Consider the following 23,551-nt stretch of genomic DNA (forward strand, 5'->3'; position numbering starts at 1 on the left):
AGATGATTGCCTAATTCTATCAAACCGCATTTTTACCTTCAATGTAAAGTTTTTTTCAGCAACTTTACCAATTATTTAAAATTTCTTCAATTTTACAACCAGTTACCCACGATAATGAAAGGAGCCCAGTAAAAAGGGTGGCTATACTGAGATTCATTCAGTAGCTTTAACTGTGCTTTTTGTAGTGCTTCAGATTTATTAATTCCCTGAGATAACAACTGGTAAAATTCAGTCATTAATTCAGCAGTAGATTCATCTCTTACCGACCAAAGAGTTGCCAAAGTGCTACGCGCACCCGATCGCACTGCCACACCTGCTAAACCCAAAGCTGCCCGTTTATCGCCAGCAGCAGTTTGACAAGCACTTAAGACCAATAGTTCGATCGGAGTAGCATTACCTTGTTCCCGAAAGCGCAATAAATTTTCAAATTCTTTCACCTTAACTTTCTCATCCCAAGTGAGAATAAAAGTCTCTTCTGGATTAGAGCTAAACTGACCGTGAGTAGCTAAATGAACAATAGGAAAAGCCGTTCCAGCGATTTCTGATTGTAAATTTGCCTCAGTAAATTTTTGGTTTAAAAAAACTTTACTCGGAACTTCTTGAGCAATTTTATTTACTTCAATTTCTACTCCGGGAAGTGCCGAAAAGCCTTGGCGAGATTCAGTAATTCCACCTGTTAAAACTTTGATTTTCTTTTGAGTTAGCGATCGAGGTGCAACTAAAGATAAACCCGGAGCTACAGCAATATTGTATTTTTCTAATAAATAACTTTTGCCATCATAAAGGGCTGACATTGGTAAATTACGTAATAATCCATCTTGGACAAAAACTAAAGTTTTTACTCGATTGGTGGCTAATTCGGTTTCCATAGGTCGAATTAACCAATCATAAACTTGTTGAGAAAAGCGCAATCTGTCTTCACTCGAAAAGAAAGGATTGAGAGATTCTAACAACTGCCCCAATATTTTTTCTACTTCAGTTTGGGGCAAATTAGTTGTGTATTGCCGTAAAGCTTTTCCTGGTTGGGAGACAATTACCTCCAAACGGTCTGGTAAAATAATTGGATAAATTACTACTGCTTGCGGATCTAAGCGATCGATTTGCTGCGGTTTAGCATCTAAACAAGCTTCGCGGAAAAAGTTATCTAACTCGGCGATTTGTAAAGATTCAATTACCTCACGAGCTTGTTTCAGATGGTTTTGATCGGGATCGTTTTTCAACAATAAACTAACTAATTGCCGATAGACAGGTTCAACACTTTCTTGAAAAGAGAATTGTATATCGGGATTAATAGTAACTAAATCAGTCCGCAAAGATTTTAGAGTATTAACAGATTCGGTATAAGCAGAAATTGCACTCCCAATATCACCTTTTTGGTACAAAATTTCACCCATTTGGGATTGTAACCGAGCCACAATATCAGAGGCATTTAACTGTTGAGCAATAGTTAAAGCTTGCTTAGTTAAATTTTGTGCTTCTTGCCATTGTTGGTTTTTTTGATAGAGTTTTCCTAATTCTCCACGAGCAAAAGATTCTGCTCTTAAATCTCGAAGTTGCTGCGAGTTCTTAATAGCTGTTGCTAATATTTGAGCAATTACTTGGGGATTATGCTCAATTTTTATTAAACTATGGGCAAAATTCACTTGAGCGTAAATACTTTCTCGATTTGGCGGAATCTTTTCAATTTGAAATTCTATTTGTGGCACTAATTTTTTAGCTAATTCGAGGTTTTTAGTTTCTACTAAAAGGCTCAATTCATTGAGGTTTGCTGCCACTTTTACTAAAGGATTAGTTGCTGTTTCAGCTGCTTTTTGATAATTCCCTAAAGCTTCTTGAGGTTTCTGTAATGCTCTGAGTGTATTTGCCAAATTCAATAAAGTTACGCTAGTTTCCGAATCGTAATTTAACTTTTGAGAAATTACTAAACTTTGGTTTAATACTTCTTGAGATTTGGTTAAATCTCCCACAACTTGCAAAGCTACACCTAAGCTACGCAATCCCATTGCTTTTAAAACGGTATCTGGTAAACTCTGTAATTTAGTATTTAATTCTTGTAAATTGAGTTTAGCTCTGCGGTAAAGTCCTAAATTTTGTAAAGCTTGAGCTTGATTAATTTTACTACCGATAACTCCGGTTTCATCGCCAGCTTGGGAGTAAGCTTTTTCTGCTTGTTGCCAACTACTTAAAGCTGCTTCTGTTTGTCCGATCGCGAAGAGGATATTGCCTTGAGTATTTAAAACTTGAGCCAAAATATTTGGTGTAGATTGAACTTTTAAAAGAGTTAAACTTTGAGTAATAGCATCTTTAGCTTGTTGCCATTGTCCTAATTCTTGATAAGCATTAGCGAGGTAATTTAAAGTTAAAGCAAGTTGAGTGGGATCGCTCTCTCCTTGCAACTCTTCGATCGCCTGTTGCCAAAATGTCACCGCTTCTGCAAATCTGCCATTGACAAACAGCATTCGCCCTTGTTCTAACAAAATTGTCTTAGAATTATTTTGCTGATTAATAGCAATAATTTCCCGGTTTGTTAAAGATAATTTCCCATCAGATTTGGCTAAAGCAGGAAAAATTACTGTCACTAAAAACAGAGTTAACAGCCCTAAACAAACATTTTTATGAACAGATTTTAAGAGCGATCGAATTCTAATCATTACTTCAAAAACCAGGGCATTGTAAAGGTCTGTACCAACTATTTTGCGGTGGAGATTGAGTTACCAACTGCACTTGACCATCAGCATTTTTCACCCAACCAGTTGCCTCAACCGGAAACTGGGAACTGGGATTTTGAATTCTACTGTGTTTCTCTGTATCTCCATCCCTCTGCACCTCTGTCTCTCTGCGCCCTGGTTCGCCAAAAGCACGTAAATCACGCCAAACTGTACTACCTCTGAGAGTTTGATTGGGATCTTCGGGTAAACCGCCTCTTCCGGTGATGACAAAGCTGTTACCTTGAGAAGCTGAACAACCAGCAACAATTCCATCGCTAATGTCGGTAAAGTTTTCTGGTAATTGAACTAACGCATTTGTAGTCCCGACATCTGGCGTATTTACTTGGACAGTACCGCTTAAAGCTGGTGTACCTCCAGTAGCAGTAATATCGCTATTGGGAGTAAGTTCTAAACGATATTGAAAGCCAAAAATACCTTGAGCATTAATAGTAACTTTGCCGCCTTGACTAGCAACAGAATTAGCAGTGATATCGCTATTGTTTAAAGCAACTAAAGTATCGGTATTGATATTAATATTACCCCCATTTCCGGCTCCGCCTTCTGTGCCCGCAGTTGCGGAAATAAAACTATTGTTACGCATTTGTATGATGCGCGATCGCACGGTGAAATTGCCACCTTCTCCCGATGCGGAAGTTCCCTCTAAACCCGCATCATTATTCATTAAAATCGAGTTAGCTTCGATAATTAAGTTACCAGCATTTCCCGTTCCGCGCGATCGAATACTAACTCTTCCCCCATCTCGTAAAATTAATTGATTAGTTTCTATAGTTAAATTTCCTCCTCTACCTATAGAACCCGGTTCTGTTACAGAAGTAATTGCAGTTAACAGTTGACCATCAAGAGAACTACCTTCCAATTTTAAAAATTCCGCTACTTTAATTGTAATATTTCCTCCCTGTCCTTGACCATAGGAACTAGCTGCTAATGCTGCACCGCTGCGAAGAGTTAATTGTCTTGTATTAATCCGCAATTCTCCTGCATCTCCCACAGCTAAACCGCTAGTAAAAATGCCACCAAAAGCCCTAGCAGTCGGGGAAAGAGGAATAGGATTACCACTACTTATTTCGATCGAATCAGCCGCATTTACAGTTAAATTTCCCCCTTTTCCCACGCCAAAACTAGAAGTTGAAATCAGACCATTATCTCGTGCTAACAATCTTCGCGTGTTTATCGTTATTTCCCCTGCATTTCCTACCGCATTTATACCTGTTCCTGTAGCAATAAAAGCCGAATTTAATTGTAATAAATCTGAGGCATTGATGATAATATTTCCACCCTCACCTCCAAATGTAGAAGCAGAAACATAAGCTCCATTGCGAGCCGTAAAATCCCGAGTATTAATGATGATATCTCCAGTTTTTCCTGACCCAAAACTTAAACTAAAAAAGCCGTTAATTAAGTCACTATTAGTAATAGTTCCTGTAACAAATTTGAGGACATTTTGTTCATAGTTGCCAGTGCCAACAATTTCTACTGATTCGGAAGTATTTACCGCTATAACGCCTCCCGGCAAATCACCCAAAGTAAAAGAAGAGAGACGGGAATTTTCGCTGAGGCGTAAATTTCTCGCTTGGATTTGCATTTCACCTCCTCCCGTCCCACTAGTATCAACTTTCGCATTACCTAAAAGTTGAATATCGCCAAAGTTTTGGGCGCTTAAATAATTAAAAACAAAACCTTTATCGCTAGGTTTGAGGCTAACATCACCTTGAATTACGCTGCCTAATTCAATTCTTCCCCCTGGTGTAGTGGGTACCAAATTGCCTTGAAATAATACAATAGGAATTCCGCCAGCAGTAAGACCAGTTGCTAGGGGATTAGTGCTACCAGAAATGGTTAAATCTCCGCCTACGAGTGCCAAAGTTTGCCCAGTTTGTACAGCTAAATTAGAGCCTTGTACTTCAATTTTTCCAGGTAAATTTGGCCCGAATTGTAAACCGATCGGCACATTCACTGTTAGTAAAGGCGTTGGATTTGGATTAGTAGCGCTAAAAATACTCCCATCATTAAACTTAATGCTATTTGCTGTACTACCAATGAATGAACCACCAATATTTAATTGAGCATTTGGGCCAAAAATAATCCCATTAGGATTAATAAAAAATAAGTTAGCTCTGCCATTAGCTCTTATTAATCCATCAATATTCGAGATTTTGCCACCAGTCACGCGACTGAAAATATTTTGGATAGTGAGAGCGTTATTAAAAAATGCTTCCCCTCCAGTGGGAAGAGAAAATTCTTGGAAACTGTGAAATAAATTGCCCCCAGAAGTTGTACCGCCTTCAATGCGGATGCTGTTGCCGTTGGGGATGGCAGTGCTATTATTCGGTAGCGTGGTATCTGGGATAATCTGTGCAGTGGTGACGTTGGGGTGAAGAGTCCATAAACTGGACAGGGCAATTGCTAAACAGAGCGATCGATCCAGGTAGTTCATTTTTTTCGGAGGTTAAGGTCGCAAAAAGCGCCTAGAGCGCCAATAATTGTTTTTGGTATCAAGCACCCCCCTTGCTATTATTCTAACCTCTTCTATGTTCAGCTTTCAATTGAAAAAATGAATCTTAATCAAAAGTCTATGACAGAATGTATATTTTTTACTCATGTTTAAAAATCATTCCATAGCTTGAGCAAGATCGTTAATTAAATCATCGGGATGTTCTAAACCGATAGATAAGCGTAATAAATTTTCCGGTGTTTTTGTGCCTTTTCCTTCGATCGAGGCGCGATGTTCAATTAAACTTTCCACACCGCCCAAACTAGTAGCCCTAGTAAAAATTTTCACCTTAGCAGCGACAGCAAAAGCTTTTTCCTTTCCCCCTTTCACTTGACAAGAAATCATTCCCCCAAAAAGTTGCATTTGCTTAAGGGCGATTTCATGTCCTAAATGATGTTTTAAACCAGGATAATAAACTTGTTCTACTTGGGGATGATTAGTTAAAAATTCTGCCACTTTGAGAGCATTTTCAGAATGGGCACGCATTCGATAAGGTAAAGTTTGAATTCCCCGCATAACTAACCAACAATCAAAGGGCGCAGCTACCGCACCGCCAACTTTTTGAATTTTTCTAATTTTCTGAAAAAATTCATTTTCCGTTTTACTAATAACTACACCTCCCAAAACATCACTATGTCCACCAAGATATTTAGTAGTAGCATGAACCACCAAATCTGCACCCAAATTTAAAGGAGTTTGCCCCATAGGAGAAGCCCAAGTATTATCACAAACACATAAAGCATTTGTTTGATGAGCAATTTCAGCAATTTGGCGAATATCGGTAATTTTTAGTAAAGGATTGGAAGGAGTTTCAATCCAAATTAATTTGGTGTTTGGTTGAATTGCTTCGGCAACTAAATTAGGATTAGTTAAATCGGTAAAAGTTACTGCTAATCCCCAAGGTGCTAAGATATCTTTTAACAGCAAATATGTACCAGAATAAATATCATTTGGTGCGATGACATGATCGCCCGGAGAAAGGGCTTGAAATACGCTCATTGTCGCCGCAGAACCGGAAGCAAAAGCCGCTGCAACTGCTCCATTTTCTAACTGAGAAACACATTTTTCTAAAGCTTCTCGATTGGGATTATTGCTACGAATATAATCATAACCTTGGGGATAAGTTCCATCTGACGATCGCTCAAATGTAGTAGAAAGATAAATTGGTGTGACTACTGCGCCTGTAGCTGAGTCTATCTGATGTCCGGCGTGAATTGCTAATGTTTCAATGTGCATGGTAACTGATGCTGAATATTAACAAGATAGTGATTAAACTCGTTATAACAGACCTTTTTAATTGTTGCCAATTAGAATAAAAGCTGCCCAATAATAAGGGTGTTTTAAGCGTTCCATATTTTGTGAGGCAAAGTTGCTGGGGGTGGCTGGTTGGATCGGTAATTGTTGTTTTACTGATGGTTGATAGGTACCAGTAATTAGGGCAATTTGCGATCGTCTTAAAGCCTCTGCTTTGCTAATATTTCCTGTTTTTAATGTATGATAAAATGTGTCCATTAAAGCTTGGGTTCCGCCATCGGAAACAGCCCACAATGAGGAGATAGAAGCTAAAGCACCTGCTATTTGCATTTGATAGCCAAAACCTAAAATTTCTTCGCCATTTCCTAATTTTCCACCCACAGCAGTTTCACAAGCACTCAACACTACTAAATCTACATTAGAAAGTGACCAAGTTTCCACATCTCTGAGAGTCACAAATTCACCATTTCCAAATAAGATAAATGAGTCTTCTGGCGAACCTGTTAAAAAGGCGGCGTGAGTCGCTAAATGGACGATGTTATATTCATTTAAACGAGGAATTACTGTTGCGGGACTAAAGTTATTATCTAATAATTGAGTAGTATTAGGAACGGTTTCGGCTAAATTTTTTACTTCCCGTGCAGCAAAGGGTAATCCTGAAAAAGCTAATTGTCGATTTCCCGCCTTTACTGTATAGTTTCCTTGGCTAAAAGCTGCTGCTAAAACTCGTGGATTAGGTTTAGGTTTAACATTAAAGTTACTCAAACTTGCGGCGGTGATATTGCTAATTTGATAGCGCTGAACTAACCATTGTTTTCCGTCGAAAAGGGCGGCTAAAGGAATATAACGTAACTGTCCATCGGGGGCGTAAAGAATGGTTTTTGTTTCGGCTTGAATAAGTTGGGTTTCTATTGGTTTAATTAACCAATCATAAAACTGTTTGGCTAAGATTTTAGGATCTACTTCCGGGTTTTGTAATGCGCCGCGAAACTCGAAAAGTGCTTGATTTAATTGTGTACGTTTAACAGGAATTGAACGCCGAATTGGGGGAGAATAAGCTGTAACTAATACTAATTCTATGCGATCGTCTAAAATAAGCGGATAAAGAATTGCTGTTGATTGGGGTAATTGTTGTAAGGAACGTTGTAATCGATTCAAATTTGGTAAATCTAGATTTTGACTTTTAGATGTGCGACTAAGTTCTTGGGATAGGTTAACTATTTCTGGGGAACGAATGAACTCGTTAAAATTGGCGCGAATTTGTTGTTGAATTTTCTCTAATTCAGCTATTCTTTGTTGTTGTTGTGGCGTTCTTTGATTATCTGGAATGTTGCGTAATTGGATAAGTTCTTTACCCAGCTTTACCGCTTGGTTATACTTTTCTGTAATCTGTTGTTCTTGAGATAATAAATCAACACCTTTGGCTGTTTGTTCATTTCCGCGCACGTTTCGCAAATAATCATTTAATTCTTGCACTTTGAGTAAGTCTAAAATCTGTTGTGCTTCGAGAATTCTATCTTGTTTAAGCAATAAGTTGGCTAAGTTGCGATAGGTGTCAGTAATTGTGTTGGTAAATGCTTGTTGTTGTTCAATTGATAATATTTTTAAATCTTTGCGAATTGCTTCTATAATATTAACCGCTTGTTTGTAAAAAACAATTGCTAACGTCGGTTGATTTTGTTGTTCTAATACATAGCCAATATTGCTTAAAGTAATACTTTCGCTGCTTTTTTCGCCTACTTCTTGGAAAATAATTAATGCTTTTTGTAAGTTATCTAAAGATTGAGGATATTGTTTTAATTTGAATTTAACGTTGGCGATACTGTTTAAATTTCGCCCTTCTCCAGCCTTGTTACCAATAGTTTGATGCAGAGATAATGATTGTGATAAAAGTTTTTCTGCTTGGGAATATTTTCCTAAGTCTGCGTAGATACTACCTATATTTTCTAATGTGTTAGCTTCGGCTGCTTTGTCGCGGATTTGTTGAGAAATGGCTAAGGCTTGACGATAATATTCTAAGGCTTGATTATACTGTTTTTGTTGTTCGTAAATATTGCCGATCGCATCTAAATTCTTTCCTTCCCCCGCTTTATCCCCAATTTGCTGACGTATAGTTAAAGCTTGTTGCAAAAACCTTAATGCTTCGGGATATTGTCCCAAGTTAAAGTACACTCCACCCAGATTATTTAAGGAATTTCCTAAACCCGATCTATCACCAATTTGCTGTCTGATTGTTAAGGCTTCCTGATAGGATTTCAAGGCTTGAGGATACTTTCCCTGACTATATAAGATTCCGCCAATGTTATCTAAAGTATTGCCTATTTGGGGGCGATCGCCAATTTCTTGAGCAATTTTTAAAGATTGTTGATAAGTTGCTAAAGCTTGTTCATAATTTCCCTGATTTTCATAAATAATTCCCATCCCATTTAAGGTACTACCAACACTAGCTTTATCACCTATTTCCCGCAAAATTGGCAAAGCTTGTTGATAAAATTCTAAAGCTTTTTCATTCTCACCTAACTGACGATAAACTAAAGCTAAATTACTCACGATTCGCCCAATACCTGCACGATCTTTAATCGTTCTACGAATCGCTAAAGCTTGTTCATAGTAATTAATTGCTTTCTGATATTCCCCTAAACTAAAATATACAGCGCCAATATTATTAAGAGTACGTCCTTCGTCTCGTTTATCTCCAATTTGTTGCCGAATAGTTAAAGCCTGCTGATATAATTCTAAAGCTTGATTGTAGTCACCTTGCGCCGCATAAACAGCAGCAATATTGTGTAATGCTTCTCCTTCAATTGCAGGTTTTCTAATTTGTTTGGCAATGCCTAAACTTTGTTGATGTAATTCTAAAGCTTTGGGATATTCACCTAACAAGCGATAAACTAAACCAAGATTATTTAAAGTTTCGCCAATCCCAGTTTTATCATTAATTTCTTTCCGAATTAATAAAGCTTGTTGTAAAACATCTAAAGCTTGATTATATTCACTTAAACTTGTATAAACTTCACCTATGTTATCAAGAGTGTCAGCGATACCCGCCTGATTATTCAATTTTGTTTGCAATTGCAAAACCTGTTGGTAAGTTTGTAAAGCGGTTGAAAATTGACCTGTTTGATATTGTTCGATCGCTTGTTGAAATAATCGATTTACTTCGGTTTGTTGCGCTTGTACTAAATGATTTGTTGTTAAAGGTAGTACAACCAAAAGAATTACAGATAAAAAAAGTTTTTTCCAGTCTTTTTTTATCTGCATTATAACTCTTGCAAAATATAGAAAATCTCTAGTATTCATCTGTGTTCATCTGTGTTCATCTGTGGATATTTGTGGTAAAAAAACAAGATTTTAGACTTTTGCAAGCAGTTTAATGATAAATTTAACCTCCGGGCGATCGCCAAATTTTAATCCAATAAAACAACGATGTAATATCGAAATATTCTTTAAGGTTTAGCTAATTGCCAAATTTTTACTGTTCCATCTGTACCACCACTAATCAAAGTTTGCCCATCTCCGCCAAAAGCGATCGATAACACTTCCACAGGAGATCCTTGGCGATTCCGAACCTCTAAAGTATGTAATAATTGTCCAGTATGCAAGCTCCAAATTTTGATAGTACCATCATAACTGCCACTAGCAAGAATATGTCCAAAGGGATCGATCGCCAAAGCAGAAACAGTTCCCGAATGTCCTTTTAAAGTCCGTAATAATTCCCCAGTATTGCGATTCCAAATTCTAATAGTAGAGTCATCTTCAGTACTACTTACTCCTCCAGTAACGTCTTTATTACTATAAGTTCCACTAGCAATAACTGTTCCGTAAGGACTAACAGCGACAGATCTAATAATGTTTAAATGTCCGGTGAGAGTACGCAGTAATTGACCTTTGCTTACGTCCCAAATTTTAATAGTTCGATCTACACCGCTGCTAACAAGAGTTTGACTGTCTGGAGTAAAAGCGATCGACCAAATTGGATAAGAATGTCCGGTTAAACTGTGTAATAATTTCCCCGATCGCAAATTCCAAACTCTAATCACTTTATCTTCCACGCTACCACTAGCAATCATTTGTCCATCGGGACTAATCGCAACTGATACAATTAAACCGGAAGTTTCTGTTAAAGTATGCAGCAGTTTTCCGGTTTGAATATTCCAAATTTTAATGGTTTTATCCCGACTACCACTAGCAAGTATTTGACCATCATCGCTAATAGCTAAGGAGTGAATACTACCGGAATGTCCTGTGAAAGTACCCAATTCTTTACCAGTGTTTTTGTTCCATAATTTGATGTTGCCATCTGCTAAACCACTGGCGATCGTTTGTCCATCTGAACTAATAGCAACTGCTAAAACTTTTTTAGTATCAAGCAAAGTATTTACTAAAGTAAAATTATCTCCTAAATAAGTTAGGTTAATTTTATTTTGAGCAGCACTTTTTAAGAATGTGTTAATTGAAATTGCTAAATTAAATCCTGATTTCACATCAATTGTTCGCCCAGTGTCAGGATTAAAAATCTCCTCTCCTTCCGCCCTACCGTGAATACCAACCACGCGCCCTTGGGTATCTAAAACAGGGCCGCCACTCATGCCAGAACGAGTAACATTAGTGTAAACCAATTCATAGCCATCTTCTAAAGTTGCCAACGGACGACCGGAAACATTACCTTTAGTCATCTGATAAATTCTGGCGGTCATTGCAGGCCCAGGATGAGGCCAACCTGATATATAAACTGTTGCGCCTTCTGTGATATTTGTAGAATTTCCCAATTGAGCAACTTGGTAATTTTTATCACTAGTAAATTGCACCAAAGCTAAGTCAACACCAGAAAGTTTTTGCACTTTGCTGTAATTTAAAGGGTGTTTAACAGCATCAGAAGTGACAATTTCATATTCATCTTGAGTGGCGATAACGTGCTTGGCAGTGAGTACATAATAAGTATTACCTTGTTTGGCAATAATTACGCCGGAACCGGGATTTTGTCCGTTAATTACTACTGTAATTTCTTTCGCCATGTTAGCGATCGCTTGTTCGTCTACTGAACTTTGCGAAACTACGATTAATGGCTGCGAAATTACAATTGCTGCCCCAACTAATGCTGCTGATAATTGATAATAAAGTTTCATTATTTTTGACCGTCATTTGGGAGTAGGAGTAGAATTAGGAGTAGATTGGGGGCGAGAATTTTGTCTATTGTTAGGAGTTGAACTGGGATATCCGCCGCTGAGAAACTTATCTAAACTAATGTAAACGCGATCGCCTGTTTCATTAATTGGCTTACTAGAAACAACCCGAATCCGAAAAATTCTTTGTAAGGCGTTTCTGGGATTCGTCTCGGTAGGATTTAAAGGAAATAATACACCACTGCAAGGTGCATTTTCTTGGGGTGCAAAACAGACAACTAATTGCCCATCTCTTCGCTCTGTAGTAATGTAATTAAGGTTGCCTTGAGAGCGAGAATTTTGAAAATTTCTGGCAACTTCTTCGCAGCGTTGTTGTGGACTACTTCCTTGACCTGAGTTAGTAATATCCCAGATAATTAGCGGTACTTCTCCTGTGGAAGTCCGGGCAATAGTAGCAGGAGAACCATTGCTAGTGCCGCAGAAAAAAGTAACATTTTGTGCCAAGCTAGGTTGAGGTGTAGCGATCGCACTAACAAAAGCGATCGCTGTAGATAATTGTAACCAAGATAGATTTTTCATAAGTTAAAACAGCAGTAAACTTGTTAGATTGATACATTTTCAAAGGGAAAAGTTACTAATTTTAGGTGATCGGGATTAGCAATCAACTCCTTAGCTAGTAAATAACCTGCGATCGTCCAAGTTTGGAATTTCCTCGCTTCTTTACCAATTAATCTACCATCTTGACCATCGTAATATTCAGGCCAATGATCTTTCAAGAGGCGGCGTTCCGCGATCGCGATCGCGTGATGCGCTAATTCACCTCGATCCATTTTTTTCGCTGCTGCTGTTAACATCCAAAGTAAAACAGGCCAACTTCCACCATTATGATATGACCAAGGACGATTTTTTGGATCGGCACCAGTAACAATTCTCCACTCTATATCCTCCAAAGCTGGATAACATATTTTCATCGGCATATTACCTATTAAATCAGTCCAGCGTATTTCAATCAAATTCAAAATTTTCTGTGATTGTTCTTCATCAGTTAAAGAAACAATAATTGCCATTAAATTGCCCAAAGCAAAGAACCGACTGTCCAATTGCGAAGGGCCTAAATTTCCAGCTAAATAACCCCCTGCTTCCGGCAACCATTTGGCTAATTTATAAAAGGGAATTGAGTCAGAATAAATATTAAATTGATTGAGGGCTTGTTCTCCGTATTCTTCAACTTGATAGCGATAAATTACATTCAATCTATCGATATCTAACCAATAATTTTCTCGCAATTGCTTTAGTAAAGCAGGTAAACGAGAATGGATTGCTTTAATAATTGTCTGATTCTCTTCATGAGGAATTAGAAGTTCCAAACTGGCGCGAAGTGCAGCATAAAATAATGATTGGATATCTAAAGGATGCCCGTATAATCCCATGCGCCGATCGATCATACTAGCGCCATCAGGAACTAATACCATAGGATACATATCAAATCGAGTCACTAAACAAATTTGCAAAATTAAGCGAATTCCCTCTTGAAAATCCTCTCTTTTAGCTAAAGAAACATCATCAGTAGCAATTACATAAGCCCGTAATAAAATAATCCACCACAAACAAGCATCAGCGGGTGCAACTCGACCGATCGCGTGTTCGCCAAAATCAGGTTTTAAATATTCTTTCCCATTAGCTACAACAATTTTAAAACTAGCTGGCATTAAACCCCGACTAGGTTTTGAGGAATCTAACTGCGTTGTTTTCGGCTGTAATTTCAAAGTTTCTTCTAAGAAATTACGTACAATATCACCTCTGCCTTTAATTAAAAAAAGCAATGCGGAAGAAATAAAATCACGAATAAAACATTGGTCGTAATTTAATGCAGCAATATCTGGATCGCAAGCTGCGATCGTACCAATTGGTCGTCCTTGATAATAAATAATTGACTTTTCCAACGCTATCCATGCTTCTTCTACTAAAGTTTTGTCGCTCAATTCTCATCCCTCACTAAATTACATAATTAAAATCATTATAGAAGTTTATGAAGTGCTGACAACAAACTAGGTAACTACAATGTTAATTCGAGAATATCAGCCATCAGATGCAGAAAGCTTAGTAAAAATCTATCGAGATGCTGTAATTGGCATCGGTGCAACAGCTTATAATGCCAAACAAATCGAAGTGTGGTCATCATACCCCGAAGACTTAGAAGAATTTCGCCATTTGCTGGGTCAAGGTTTAACCATAGTGGGACTTGATGAAGAAGAATTGGTAGCTTTTGGGCAATTAAATCCATTAAATCATATTGCTTTTATTTATACAGCTACTCGTGTTGCCCGAAAAGGTTATGCCACAAAGATTTATCAGCAATTAGAAGATTATGCGATCGCTCAAAATGTAGAACGTCTACACACCGAAGCTAGTCACATCTCGAAACATTTCTTCTTAAAAATGGGTTTCTGGGTGATTGAAATGGAAATAGTCGATCGCAAAAATACACAATTTGAACGATTCAAAATGGAAAAAACTATCCTACCATCTGCCTCTCGACGTTAATATCCTTTTACTAGTCTAAGCAACCAGATAGATGTTTGGAATCAAATCTAAAATCTAAAATTAATAGCGATCTAACACACACAAACCTAGTGTAATAGATCAATGGTACAGTCCTTCTGCTGTCACATTAAATTTGTGAGAAAGATCAACACCACAAATCGATTTAGTGACAGAATAGAAGAGTGAGGAAATTTAGTAAACCCTATTTTGGATTAAGGGGGAAGATGATGAGACTCTTTCATTTAGCGACTTTAAACCTACTCGCACCCCTATTTTTGACTGGCCCTGTGCTGGCTTTTAATCCGCTTCATGTCCAACAATTACTGTCAACTAGGGAGTGTTCCGGTTGCGATTTGTCAGGAGCAGATTTGAGTAACGCTTATTTAATTGGTGCTGATTTAAGAGAAGCTAATCTTAAAGGTGCTAATCTCAAAGGTGCTAATTTAGAAGGAGCCGACTTATCTGGCGCTAATTTAATGGGCGCTAACTTGACTCAGGCTTTTCTTACCAATGCCGATATGCGCCAAACTAATCTTGATGGTGTAAACTTTGCCCAAGCTACCATTAATGACGCGAATGTTTTTGGCGCTTCTATGAATGATTTGAACATTACTGATGCCACTATCTTTAACACAGCGATCGGTGTTGGTGGAGAAGATTTAGAAGATTATCAAGGTTGGCCTTAAAATACAATTAAATTCCTAAGTCCGTTGTGATGACTTTAGTGATTCTGTTTAATTAAAGAAACGACTAAAGTCGTTACAACAGACTTTTCAATTAGCGAGTTGCTAAAATCTTTTTGATTCGGGGAAGTGCGGCTTGGAGTTGCGGGTTGAATTTCATTGACAGTAATCATTTCTACCATGCGAACTTTAGCTAATGCTTGAGCTTCTTGCGGCATCAAAGATGGTGTGGGATATTTCGCTTCTAAATAATCCAAAAGTTTTTCCACTCATTTTTAAGAATCCCATATTTTACAAGATATTCAAAATTTCCCCATTTCAAAATATGTTGACGCAGACAACCTTCGTAACGCATTCCAATTTTTTGCATCACTCTACCAGAAGCCGGATTACTAGAAAAATGGGCAGAATGAATGCGATGTAATCCCAAAGATTCAAAGCCGTATTTTACTACAGCTAAAGCTGCTTCTGTGCAATAACCATTTCCCCAAAAAGGTTTACCAATCCAATAACCTAATTCAGCACGATTATGCTCTCGATTTATTGCTAAACCAATTGTGCCGCATAACATATTAGTTTCAGGAAATGCGATCGCAAAAACAACTTCTTTCCCCTCTGCCAAATTTTTTGGATGGGTTTTAATCCAATCTTCAGCCATCCCATCTTCATAAGGATGGGGAATTGATAGGGTAAAAGATGCGATCACGCGATCGCCTGCTAACCTTTGTACTTCTGGTGCATCAGTTAGCTGAAAAGGGCGCAAAACTAATCGTTCTGTGTGAATAGTTGGCTGTTGTTTTTCTTGATTTGACATCCAATTGCTATTAGCGTTTTACACGGTAGTGAATAAAAATTTCTTCGGCAACTCTTTCCACACTCAATAACTCTAAACGGGGAGATGTTTGCAAAGAAAATCCTTCACCATCTACCGGAGTAGGTGCCTTTGCACCGCCAAAAATAAAAGGACAAACAGTTAACCAAAACTCATCAATTAAGTCTACTTTTAACAAAGATGCAATCAATTCGCCTCCACCCAATACGACTAGGGATTTTATATTCAGGCTGGCTAACTCTTCTAAACCTTTGACTAGATCGATCGCTCCGGTTTCTGTTTCTGCTACTAGAATGCGCTCAAATTCTGAGCGATTTTGCCAGTTTTTCGCACCTTGACTAGTAGTAAGCAGCCAGCGTTTTTCCGGCTGTTGAAAGAACTTTAGTTTTGGATCGATTTCACCAGATCTAGTGCAAATAATTTGCACTGGGGAGGAAGATTTTTTCTGATTTTGCTGTTGTCCAAGTTCGGTAGAATTGACATCCGATTCAGCATTTCCATCGACGCGGAGAGTCCTTGCACCCCACAAAAGACCATCTGCTTGAGCCACCTGCTCCATCAAATGCTTTTGGTCTGCGGGCGAACCAAAACCCGCTGGAGACCGAGCTACATCGGAAATTTTTCCATCAGCACTCATCGCTAAGACCACTACTGTATGGGGTCGGTGAATTAACAGTGAATTCTCAGTTGTGTTATCTTCTAATGCCATAGCTATGTATTAATTTGTAATTCCATCAGTATTAAATTGATTATCTAAAATTTATGCCTAAAATGTAGAGGGGGTAAAAAAATATTTAAGTGATAATTGTTACTTAATTAACTCAGTGTTTATCCAATACGATCGCTATTTTTAACTTTACATCTTCCCTACTTCTTCCCGACTGTTACCTAACCTTTAGGAATCTCCAGAGCGAAGTAATAACAATAGTCAAAAATCACCATTAATTACTTCTCTTCCTAGCGATTATCGATCGCTTAATTCCATTTGTCAATGTTGCGGGAAACAGGACTAAATAATTATGGCAACACAAACTTTTGACGAAACGAAAGCAGAAATATTTACCGATCGCATACTTAATGTCCTCAATGATAGCGCACTGGCGCTGATGATTTCGATCGGTCATCGTACCAAATTGTTTGATACTTTAGCAGAATTAAGACCTGCTACTAGTCAAGAAATTGCTGATGCGGCAGGATTAAATGAAAGGTATGTGCGCGAATGGTTAGGCGCAATGGTGACAGGAAAATTAATTGATTACAATCCTGTTAATCAGACTTATTTTTTGCCTCCAGAACACTCAGCATTTCTAACTAGATCGGCAGGCGGAAATAATATGGCTCCGATTACCCAATTTATTTCTGTATTAGGAGCAGTAGAGGACAAAATTGTAGATTGTTTTTCCAAAGGTGGTGGTGTACCCTATTCGGAATATAAACGCTTTCATGAAGTCATGGCGGAAGAAAGCGGACAAACGGTGGTAGCTGCTTTAGAAGATTATATTTTGCCGTTAATTCCTGGGTTAGTGGAAGATTTGGAAAAGGGAATTAATGTGTTAGATGTTGGTTGTGGTAGCGGTCGAGCGATGAATAAATTGGCGCAGAGATTCCCTAATAGTCGATTTTGGGGATATGATTTTTCGGCAGAAGCGATCGCCATTGCTACCGCCGAAGCTCAACAACAAAATTTGACTAATGTTCGCTTTGAAATTAAAGATGCTGCTACTTTTGACGAAAGCGATCGCTATCATTTAATTACCACATTTGACGCAATTCACGACCAAGCAAGACCCGATCTAGTTTTGCGTAACATCCAAAAAGCCTTGCGTCCTGATGGCGTTTATTTGATGCAAGATATCCACGCAGCAACCGAAGTAAACGATAACTTAGAGCATCCAATTGCCCCATTTCTTTACACTATTTCCTGTATGCACTGCATGACAGTTTCTTTGGCAGAGGGTGGCATGGGATTAGGCACAGTTTGGGGTCAACAAAAAGCTTTGCAAATGTTAGCTGATGCGGGATTTACTCTTGTAGAAATCAAACAATTAGAACATGACTTGCAAAACGACTACTACATAGTCAGAAAGGATTGAAATTTACTGAGTTTTCCTACAATGTGCAAAGTTTGTACCTTGGCACTGCGCCGTCAGAGTTTGAATAAAAGTCAATCTCAACTCTTAAATAGTAGCCAAGTTTTTTCCCTAACAGATCTCAAAAATTTCTCCTCTCAAATTCCCCAATTGAATCAGTCTGAGGGTAAAATTAGCTCCTGAAATTTTATTAAATTTAAGGTAAAGTGAAGATAGAAACATAAGCCAAGTGCTTAATTTACTAACTTTGCCCTAAATACCATGACCACATCCAACCAAGAATTTGAAGTTACTAAAACCGAACAAGAATGGCGGGAAATCTTAACGCCCGAACAGTTTAATGTGTTGCGGAAACATGGCACGGAAAGAGCAGGCACCAGTCCATTAGATAAAGTTTATGAGAAAGGTACTTTTGTCTGTGCTGGTTGTGAGTTACCCCTGTTTACTTCCGATACTAAATTCAACAGTGGTACTGGTTGGCCTAGCTTTTTTGCTCCGATCGATGGTGCGATCGAAACATCTACCGATCGCTCACTTTTCATGACCAGAACTGAAGTTCATTGTCGCCGCTGCGGTGGGCATTTAGGTCACGTATTTAATGATGGCCCAAAGCCTACAGGTCTGCGTTACTGCATGAATGGAGTATCATTAAAATTCATTCCCGAACAAAGTTCTGACTAGAATAATTGAAAATCGTAGAGACGTTTCATGAAACGTCTCTACAATATTTTTTGCTTAAATATACTGCACTACTTCTTCAGTAGGAAAACGCACTTTTGGCATGACAGCATATTTATCATCTGCTGCACGATAACCCAACGGACAAACTACAACTGCTGAATATCCCTGCTCGTTTAATCCTAACAATTCATCGTATTTAGCAGGATTAAATCCTTCCATCGGACAAGTATCAATTTCCAAGATTGCCGCAGAAGTCATTAATTGACCTAACGCAATGTAAACTTGTCTAGCAGACCATTCATTAAGACCAACAGGAGGATTATTCAGGAAATTTTTAACTACATTGCTGAACCCTTGCAAAGAATCTACAGGCACTTGACGGACTTCAGCCATGCGTTCTATGTAATGGTCTACATCAGCAGCAATTATATCTTTTTTAATTGCCAATACTACCAAATGAGAAGCATCAACAACCTGTGTTTGCCCCCAAGAATGTTCGACTAATTGTTGGCGAAGTTCGGGATTATTTACTACGAAAAACTTCCAAGGTTGTAACCCAAAAGAGGAAGGTGCTAGTACTAAGCTTTGTTCCAGGGTTTTCCAAATTTCAGCAGGAATTTTTTTGTTCGGATCGAATTTTTTGGTAGCGTAACGCCAATTTAGTTGTTGGATTACCTGATCGGGAGCAACTACAGTACTAATCATGATGTTTAGTTTTGTAAAGTTAACTAGATTATAGTAGATAACCCCCCTAAAAAAGCAAGAGCTATCGATTAGAATTTGCCCCCAATTGCAAAGCATAGAGATTAGCGTAAACTCCCTGTTGCGCTATGAGTTCTTGGTGAGTTCCCCGTTCGACAATTTCTCCTTGTTGAATTACTAATACTTGATCTGCGTTAGTTACGGTACTCAAACGGTGAGCAATGACAAAGCTGGTACGTCCTTTTAGTAGGCGTGCGATCGCATCTTGCACCAGCGCTTCGGTTCTAGTATCAATACTACTAGTAGCTTCATCTAAAATCAGAATTCGCGGATTAATTAATACCGCACGAGCAATACTAACTAACTGTCTTTGTCCCTGACTTAAAGGCGCACCTCTTTCGCCCAATTGTGTCATATATCCCTGAGATAATGAGGTAATAAATTCATGCACGTTGGCTAATTGTGCAGCAGCTTCAATGTCAGCTTGCGTGGCATTCGGACAACCAAAAGCGATATTTTCTGCCACAGTACCGCTAAACAAAATATTATCTTGTAAAACAATCCCCATTTGACGGCGTAAACTCGCCTGAGTCACGCTTCTGACATCAATATCATCAATTTTTACGGCTCCATCAGTAACATCATAAAACCGCAAAATTAAGTTAATAATTGTGGTTTTTCCGGCTCCTGTTGGCCCAACTAGAGCGATCGTTTCTCCCGGTTTAGCCTGTAAATTGACTCCTTTAAGGACTAGTTGATTAGGGGTATAACCAAAAGTGACATCTGTAAATTTAACATCACCTTTAATTGCTGGCATTTCCCCAGCATTAAGGGCATCTTGAAGTTGTGCTGGTTCGTCTAACAAAAAGAAAATTCGCTCCAATCCTGCCATTGCAGATTGAGCTTGAGTGTAAAATTGACTGAGTATTTGAATGGGGCGAAAAAACTGCTGCACGTAGATTAAAAAAGCAGTTACAACTCCCACAGTAGCAGCACCAGTTAACGCTAAATAACCACCATAAGCTAACACTGCGGCAGTGGCTAAAGTGTTTAGAAAATCAATTGAAGGTAAAAAGGCAGAGGTAATTGCTACTGCTTGAATATTGGCATCACGATTAGCTGCATTTAATTCGGCAAATTCCTTAATATTTAGGTTAATGCGATTGAAAGCTTGAGCTTCTCGAACACTGGTAATTCCTTCTTCTAATTTAGTAGAAAGTTCGCCAATTGTTTCTCTGGTGGTGCGAAATTTGCTTCTTGCCCAACGGGAGAAAAACCCTGTAGTGAAAATCATTAAAGGTACAACTAAATTACTCAACAATGCCAGTCTCCAGTTAATAGCAAACATGGCAATAATAATGCCAAGTAAGCTCAATAAGTTGCCCAACATTTGAGCAACTGTTGCCCCAAATGCCTGATTAACTGTGTTGACATCATTGAGCAAACGACTCATTAAATCGCCTGCTTCGCTGCGATCGAAAAAACTCACTGGTAAACTCTGAATTTTCAGGAAAATATCTTGTCTCAATTGCGCGAGTAGTCGTTGCATAGTCCAGCCTACTCTGATAATTTGCTCTCGAATTGCAGCGATACCTAAAATGTAAATAAATACCAATATTCCTAATGTTAAGAACAATCCGCGTACATTTCCTTTGGCAATTAAATTATCGATTGACCAACCAATTAAGAAAGGGCCAATTGATTGTGTTGACGCACCGATCGATACAAAAATTAGTGCAATGGTAATATCTCTACTGTAGGGTCGGAAGTACTGCAAAAAACGCTTTAACGTTTTTGATTGCTCAGTTGCTTTTTGCTCGGATGCAACAATTGGACTGGGACTTCTCATCCTAATTCCTCATAAGTTTTTAACAACACACTGCGTCAATCCTACTGCTTTTTTCACAAAGTTCTCATCAAATGTGTAGAATTCAGGGTAATTCTGAGTATGAGCTAAATGAAAAGCATCAGCAAAATCTAAACCATTTTCATGCCATTTTAAAACTTGTACAATCAAATTTGCATCTGTCACATAAACATTTGGCAAACTAAACAAGTTTCTCAAAGCTGTACAAATTTCAGATGGTTTAAATTTGTAAGCAAAACGTAGTACCCATTCAATTTCCAAAATTACGGTATCAGGAATAAAGATATCCTGAGAATTGAAAAGTTCTACACTTTTATTGAACTGTGATTCATCATCCTGAGTTAACAGCCTAATCACAACATTAGTATCAACTGCGATCATGCCATAACTCCTCTATTCCTTGAGCTACGGCATTTTCCATATCTTCCAAACTTTTAGGTAATCCTTGATACTTTAAACAGCCTGCAACATCATGCAATGATGTTTCTGGAAATGGCTTTTTAGGTTTGAGTAAAATTCCATCTCCAATTTTAATTGCAATCAGTTCTTGTCCTGATTTCCATTGATGGGCTTCCCGTAAAGATTGGGGAATTAACACTTTTCCTTCTGCTGATAATTCGGTCGTTTCCATGTAAATAGAAGCCTCAAACTTTCAATGTAGATGTCCAGATTTTAACATTCTTGATTTCGCACTTTTCTATGATATGCCTAAAAAGACTTTCTTTGAAAGAATTTATGTTTTTATTGGTAGCTTCACCTGAGATTCTAAAATTGCTCCATATAACGGACTAGTTCTCATTAATTCTTCATGAGTTCCCTGTGCTACTAATCTTCCTTTATCCATTAATAAAATGCGATCGGCATTTTTCACGGTACTAATTCTTTGAGCAATGACAAAAGCTGTACAGGTTTTTTTCCGCATTAAATAATCGAGTTCTTCTTGAATTTGCGCCGCAGTTTTTGCGTCAACCGCCGAAGTGCTGTCATCTAAAATCAGAATGCTGTAATTTGTTAGTAAGGTACGAGCGATCGCAATTCTCTGCTTTTGTCCACCCGATAAACCTACACCTCTTTCGCCAACAATTGTCTCATAATCATCAGGTAAACTCACAATAAAATCGTGAATTTGAGCAGTTTTCGCCACCTCAATTACTTGTTCCATTGTGGCATGAGGATTAGCATAAGTAATATTTTCCCGAATCGTACCAGAAAATAATGTGGTTTCTTGAAAGACAATACCAATGTGCGATCGCAAACTGACTAAACTAAAATCTCGCACATCTCGCCCATCAATGCGAATTGCACCGGAAGTTACATCATAAAATCGAGGAATTAAGTTAATAATTGTACTTTTCCCCGAACCAGTCATGCCTAAAATAGCGATTAATTCTTTAGGTTTGGTTTCAAAAGAAATACCTTTTAAAGCTTCTGTAGTCGCTCCAGGGTAGCGGAAAGAAACATTTTCAAAGGTAATTCTGCCACCACAAGTTTCAAATGGTATGGCGTTGGGGCGGTCGCGAATTTCAATTTTTGCATCTACTACTTCATAAACTCTTTGAGCAGATGCAGCTGCTCCGGCGATCGCTGGAGCCGCAAAACCAATTAACAAAACTGGTTGCAAAATTAACAGTAAATAAGAGTTAAATGCCACTAATTCGCCAATAGAAAATCTATCTTTAATTACTGCTATCCCGCCGTAACCAATCACCACTACTGAAACTAAATTACTCAACAAAAAGATGAATGGGAAAGTATTACGAATGGCGAAAATAGTTTTCATATTGGTTTTCAGCAAAACATTGTTGAGCGTTGTATAACGCTGAGTTTCTGCTGATTCCCTAACAAATGCTTTCACCACTCGCACACCGAATAAATTTTCTTGCAATACGGTGTTAAGATTTCCCAATTGTTGTTGTATTTGTCCGAACAATTTGCTATTTATTAATAGAAATCGCACCATCAGCCATCCTGACATGGGGATAACTGTTAAAGTAATTAATGCTAATTCCCAATTCATTAATAACAAGATTATAGCAATAGTAACTAAGGTGACTAAACCACTAATTACCTGCATTAAGCTGGTACTTAAAAAACTGCGAATTTGTTCAATATCGCTGGTAACACGAGTTAATAATTGAGAAGTTTGCGCTCGATCGTGATAGCTAAAACTCAGGTTTTGAATTTTACTAAAAATCTGATTTCGCAAATCGTAAACAACTCCCTGAGATGCCATTTCTGCCCAAAAACTTTGCCCGAAATTAAACAAACCGCGCGCGATCGCTGCCACAACCATCCATGCCGCACTGTAAAATATAACTTTCAGGTTGGTTTTGGTAATGCCCTCATCGATCGCCCAGCGAAATAGTTGCGGAGTTACCGCATAAGCACCTGTTAAAAGTAACGAACTAAGTAATGCTGCTAATGCAGTCCAACGATAATTGCTGAGCCTTCCTAGCACTCGCTGGAGTGGTAGCATTGAAGAATTATCCTGAATTTCTGGTTGCTGCAATGGAGTCACCTTTGTAACCTTATTTATAGTTTAATTATTAAACAAC

18 protein-coding genes and 1 pseudogene are annotated in these 23,551 nt (G+C 38.2%); 4 read left to right on the forward strand and 15 right to left on the reverse strand.

From position 1 onward, the window contains the following. Window positions 1-92: 92 nt before the first annotated feature. The 7 genes from ACE1CA_RS16005 to ACE1CA_RS16035 form a co-directional block, all read right to left on the reverse strand. Window positions 93-2,651: a CHAT domain-containing protein gene (locus ACE1CA_RS16005; RefSeq protein ID WP_413281962.1), complete on the reverse strand. Its 2,559-nt coding sequence runs from the start codon at window positions 2,649-2,651 to the stop codon at window positions 93-95. Between the two features lie 4 nt (window positions 2,652-2,655). After that, window positions 2,656-5,163: a two-partner secretion domain-containing protein gene (locus ACE1CA_RS16010; protein ID WP_413281963.1), complete on the reverse strand. Its 2,508-nt coding sequence runs from the start codon at window positions 5,161-5,163 to the stop codon at window positions 2,656-2,658. Window positions 5,164-5,337: 174 nt separating this feature from the next. Then, entirely contained in the window at window positions 5,338-6,456 is a 1,119-nt protein-coding gene (locus ACE1CA_RS16015) for a trans-sulfuration enzyme family protein (RefSeq protein WP_413281964.1), read from the reverse strand. A 57-nt stretch (window positions 6,457-6,513) separates the two neighbouring features. Further along, window positions 6,514-9,735, reverse strand: a complete 3,222-nt coding sequence (locus tag ACE1CA_RS16020; protein WP_413281965.1) for a CHAT domain-containing protein — start codon at window positions 9,733-9,735, stop codon at window positions 6,514-6,516. 185 nt (window positions 9,736-9,920) lie between these two features. Then, window positions 9,921-11,600, reverse strand: coding sequence for a WD40 domain-containing protein (locus ACE1CA_RS16025; protein WP_413281966.1), 1,680 nt, complete (start codon window positions 11,598-11,600; stop codon window positions 9,921-9,923). 12 nt (window positions 11,601-11,612) lie between these two features. After that, window positions 11,613-12,176, reverse strand: a complete 564-nt coding sequence (locus ACE1CA_RS16030) for a COP23 domain-containing protein (protein ID WP_413281967.1) — start codon at window positions 12,174-12,176, stop codon at window positions 11,613-11,615. Window positions 12,177-12,199: 23 nt separating this feature from the next. Next, on the reverse strand, window positions 12,200-13,579 hold the full coding sequence (locus ACE1CA_RS16035; RefSeq protein WP_413281968.1) for a glycoside hydrolase 100 family protein: 1,380 nt from the start codon (window positions 13,577-13,579) through the stop codon (window positions 12,200-12,202). 79 nt (window positions 13,580-13,658) lie between these two features. Here ACE1CA_RS16035 and ACE1CA_RS16040 point away from each other — a divergent pair, with 79 nt between their 5' ends. After that, the gene (locus ACE1CA_RS16040; RefSeq protein WP_413281969.1) at window positions 13,659-14,141 is read left to right on the forward strand and encodes a GNAT family N-acetyltransferase; all 483 of its coding nucleotides are present in this window, start codon (window positions 13,659-13,661) and stop codon (window positions 14,139-14,141) included. Between the two features lie 227 nt (window positions 14,142-14,368). Next, window positions 14,369-14,827 carry a pentapeptide repeat-containing protein gene (locus tag ACE1CA_RS16045; RefSeq protein WP_459563739.1) on the forward strand — a complete coding sequence of 153 codons (459 nt, stop codon included), beginning with the start codon at window positions 14,369-14,371 and terminating at the stop codon, window positions 14,825-14,827. A 140-nt stretch (window positions 14,828-14,967) separates the two neighbouring features. Here the strand turns inward: ACE1CA_RS16045 and ACE1CA_RS16050 are convergent. The 3 genes and pseudogenes from ACE1CA_RS16050 to ACE1CA_RS16060 form a co-directional block, all read right to left on the reverse strand. Beyond that, a pseudogene (locus ACE1CA_RS16050) lies at window positions 14,968-15,084 on the reverse strand (glutathione S-transferase family protein); the annotation flags it as partial. Further along, window positions 15,069-15,638 carry a GNAT family N-acetyltransferase gene (locus tag ACE1CA_RS16055; protein WP_413281972.1) on the reverse strand — a complete coding sequence of 190 codons (570 nt, stop codon included), beginning with the start codon at window positions 15,636-15,638 and terminating at the stop codon, window positions 15,069-15,071. The pseudogene ACE1CA_RS16050 and the gene ACE1CA_RS16055, both read right to left, overlap by 16 nt. 10 nt (window positions 15,639-15,648) lie before the next feature. After that, the gene (locus tag ACE1CA_RS16060; RefSeq protein ID WP_413281973.1) at window positions 15,649-16,365 is read right to left on the reverse strand and encodes a RibD family protein; all 717 of its coding nucleotides are present in this window, start codon (window positions 16,363-16,365) and stop codon (window positions 15,649-15,651) included. 310 nt (window positions 16,366-16,675) lie between these two features. On the opposite strand from ACE1CA_RS16060, the gene ACE1CA_RS16065 reads away from it, so the two are divergent. Together ACE1CA_RS16065 and msrB are read left to right on the forward strand one after the other, a co-directional pair. Further along, the gene (locus tag ACE1CA_RS16065) at window positions 16,676-17,749 is read left to right on the forward strand and encodes a class I SAM-dependent methyltransferase (RefSeq protein WP_413281974.1); all 1,074 of its coding nucleotides are present in this window, start codon (window positions 16,676-16,678) and stop codon (window positions 17,747-17,749) included. Between the two features lie 258 nt (window positions 17,750-18,007). After that, a complete protein-coding gene (gene msrB, locus ACE1CA_RS16070) occupies window positions 18,008-18,427 on the forward strand; it encodes a peptide-methionine (R)-S-oxide reductase MsrB (protein ID WP_413281975.1) in 420 nt (139 codons plus the stop codon). A 54-nt stretch (window positions 18,428-18,481) separates the two neighbouring features. Here the strand turns inward: msrB and ACE1CA_RS16075 are convergent, their stop codons facing one another. The 5 genes from ACE1CA_RS16075 to ACE1CA_RS16095 all read right to left on the reverse strand — a co-directional run bounded on the left by ACE1CA_RS16075 (window position 18,482) and on the right by ACE1CA_RS16095 (window position 23,472). Next, a complete protein-coding gene (locus ACE1CA_RS16075; RefSeq protein WP_413281976.1) occupies window positions 18,482-19,132 on the reverse strand; it encodes an NAD(P)H-dependent oxidoreductase in 651 nt (216 codons plus the stop codon). Window positions 19,133-19,193: 61 nt separating this feature from the next. Further along, window positions 19,194-20,978: an ABC transporter ATP-binding protein gene (locus ACE1CA_RS16080; protein WP_413281977.1), complete on the reverse strand. Its 1,785-nt coding sequence runs from the start codon at window positions 20,976-20,978 to the stop codon at window positions 19,194-19,196. A 9-nt stretch (window positions 20,979-20,987) separates the two neighbouring features. Continuing rightward, entirely contained in the window at window positions 20,988-21,377 is a 390-nt protein-coding gene (locus ACE1CA_RS16085; protein ID WP_413281978.1) for a type II toxin-antitoxin system VapC family toxin, read from the reverse strand. Beyond that, on the reverse strand, window positions 21,364-21,627 hold the full coding sequence (locus ACE1CA_RS16090; protein ID WP_413281979.1) for an AbrB/MazE/SpoVT family DNA-binding domain-containing protein: 264 nt from the start codon (window positions 21,625-21,627) through the stop codon (window positions 21,364-21,366). The genes ACE1CA_RS16085 and ACE1CA_RS16090 overlap by 14 nt, the downstream gene beginning before the upstream one ends. Before the next feature lie 102 nt (window positions 21,628-21,729). Next, entirely contained in the window at window positions 21,730-23,472 is a 1,743-nt protein-coding gene (locus tag ACE1CA_RS16095; protein WP_459563740.1) for an ABC transporter ATP-binding protein, read from the reverse strand. Between the last annotated feature and the right edge of the window lie 79 nt (window positions 23,473-23,551).

The sequence above is a fragment of the Floridaenema evergladense BLCC-F167 genome, assembly GCF_041929205.2.
GTDB lineage: Bacteria > Cyanobacteriota > Cyanobacteriia > Cyanobacteriales > Aerosakkonemataceae > Floridanema > Floridanema evergladense.

Bases quoted from the DNA above. Each gene is read 5' to 3' on its own strand.
- ACE1CA_RS16020 (WP_413281965.1), bottom strand. From the start codon at position 9,735: ATGCAGATAAAAAAAGACTGGAAAAAACTTTTTTTATCTGTAATTCTT.
- ACE1CA_RS16080 (WP_413281977.1), bottom strand. From the start codon at position 20,978: ATGAGAAGTCCCAGTCCAATTGTTGCATCCGAGCAAAAAGCAACTGAG.
- ACE1CA_RS16085 (WP_413281978.1), bottom strand. From the start codon at position 21,377: ATGATCGCAGTTGATACTAATGTTGTGATTAGGCTGTTAACTCAGGAT.
- ACE1CA_RS16065 (WP_413281974.1), top strand. From the start codon at position 16,676: ATGGCAACACAAACTTTTGACGAAACGAAAGCAGAAATATTTACCGAT.
- ACE1CA_RS16040 (WP_413281969.1), top strand. From the start codon at position 13,659: ATGTTAATTCGAGAATATCAGCCATCAGATGCAGAAAGCTTAGTAAAA.
- ACE1CA_RS16005 (WP_413281962.1), bottom strand. From the start codon at position 2,651: ATGATTAGAATTCGATCGCTCTTAAAATCTGTTCATAAAAATGTTTGT.
- ACE1CA_RS16030 (WP_413281967.1), bottom strand. From the start codon at position 12,176: ATGAAAAATCTATCTTGGTTACAATTATCTACAGCGATCGCTTTTGTT.
- ACE1CA_RS16075 (WP_413281976.1), bottom strand. From the start codon at position 19,132: ATGATTAGTACTGTAGTTGCTCCCGATCAGGTAATCCAACAACTAAAT.
- ACE1CA_RS16060 (WP_413281973.1), bottom strand. From the start codon at position 16,365: ATGGCATTAGAAGATAACACAACTGAGAATTCACTGTTAATTCACCGA.
- ACE1CA_RS16010 (WP_413281963.1), bottom strand. From the start codon at position 5,163: ATGAACTACCTGGATCGATCGCTCTGTTTAGCAATTGCCCTGTCCAGT.
- ACE1CA_RS16095 (WP_459563740.1), bottom strand. From the start codon at position 23,472: ATGCTACCACTCCAGCGAGTGCTAGGAAGGCTCAGCAATTATCGTTGG.
- msrB (WP_413281975.1), top strand. From the start codon at position 18,008: ATGACCACATCCAACCAAGAATTTGAAGTTACTAAAACCGAACAAGAA.
- ACE1CA_RS16025 (WP_413281966.1), bottom strand. From the start codon at position 11,600: ATGAAACTTTATTATCAATTATCAGCAGCATTAGTTGGGGCAGCAATT.
- ACE1CA_RS16015 (WP_413281964.1), bottom strand. From the start codon at position 6,456: ATGCACATTGAAACATTAGCAATTCACGCCGGACATCAGATAGACTCA.
- ACE1CA_RS16055 (WP_413281972.1), bottom strand. From the start codon at position 15,638: ATGTCAAATCAAGAAAAACAACAGCCAACTATTCACACAGAACGATTA.
- ACE1CA_RS16090 (WP_413281979.1), bottom strand. From the start codon at position 21,627: ATGGAAACGACCGAATTATCAGCAGAAGGAAAAGTGTTAATTCCCCAA.
- ACE1CA_RS16045 (WP_459563739.1), top strand. From the start codon at position 14,369: ATGAGACTCTTTCATTTAGCGACTTTAAACCTACTCGCACCCCTATTT.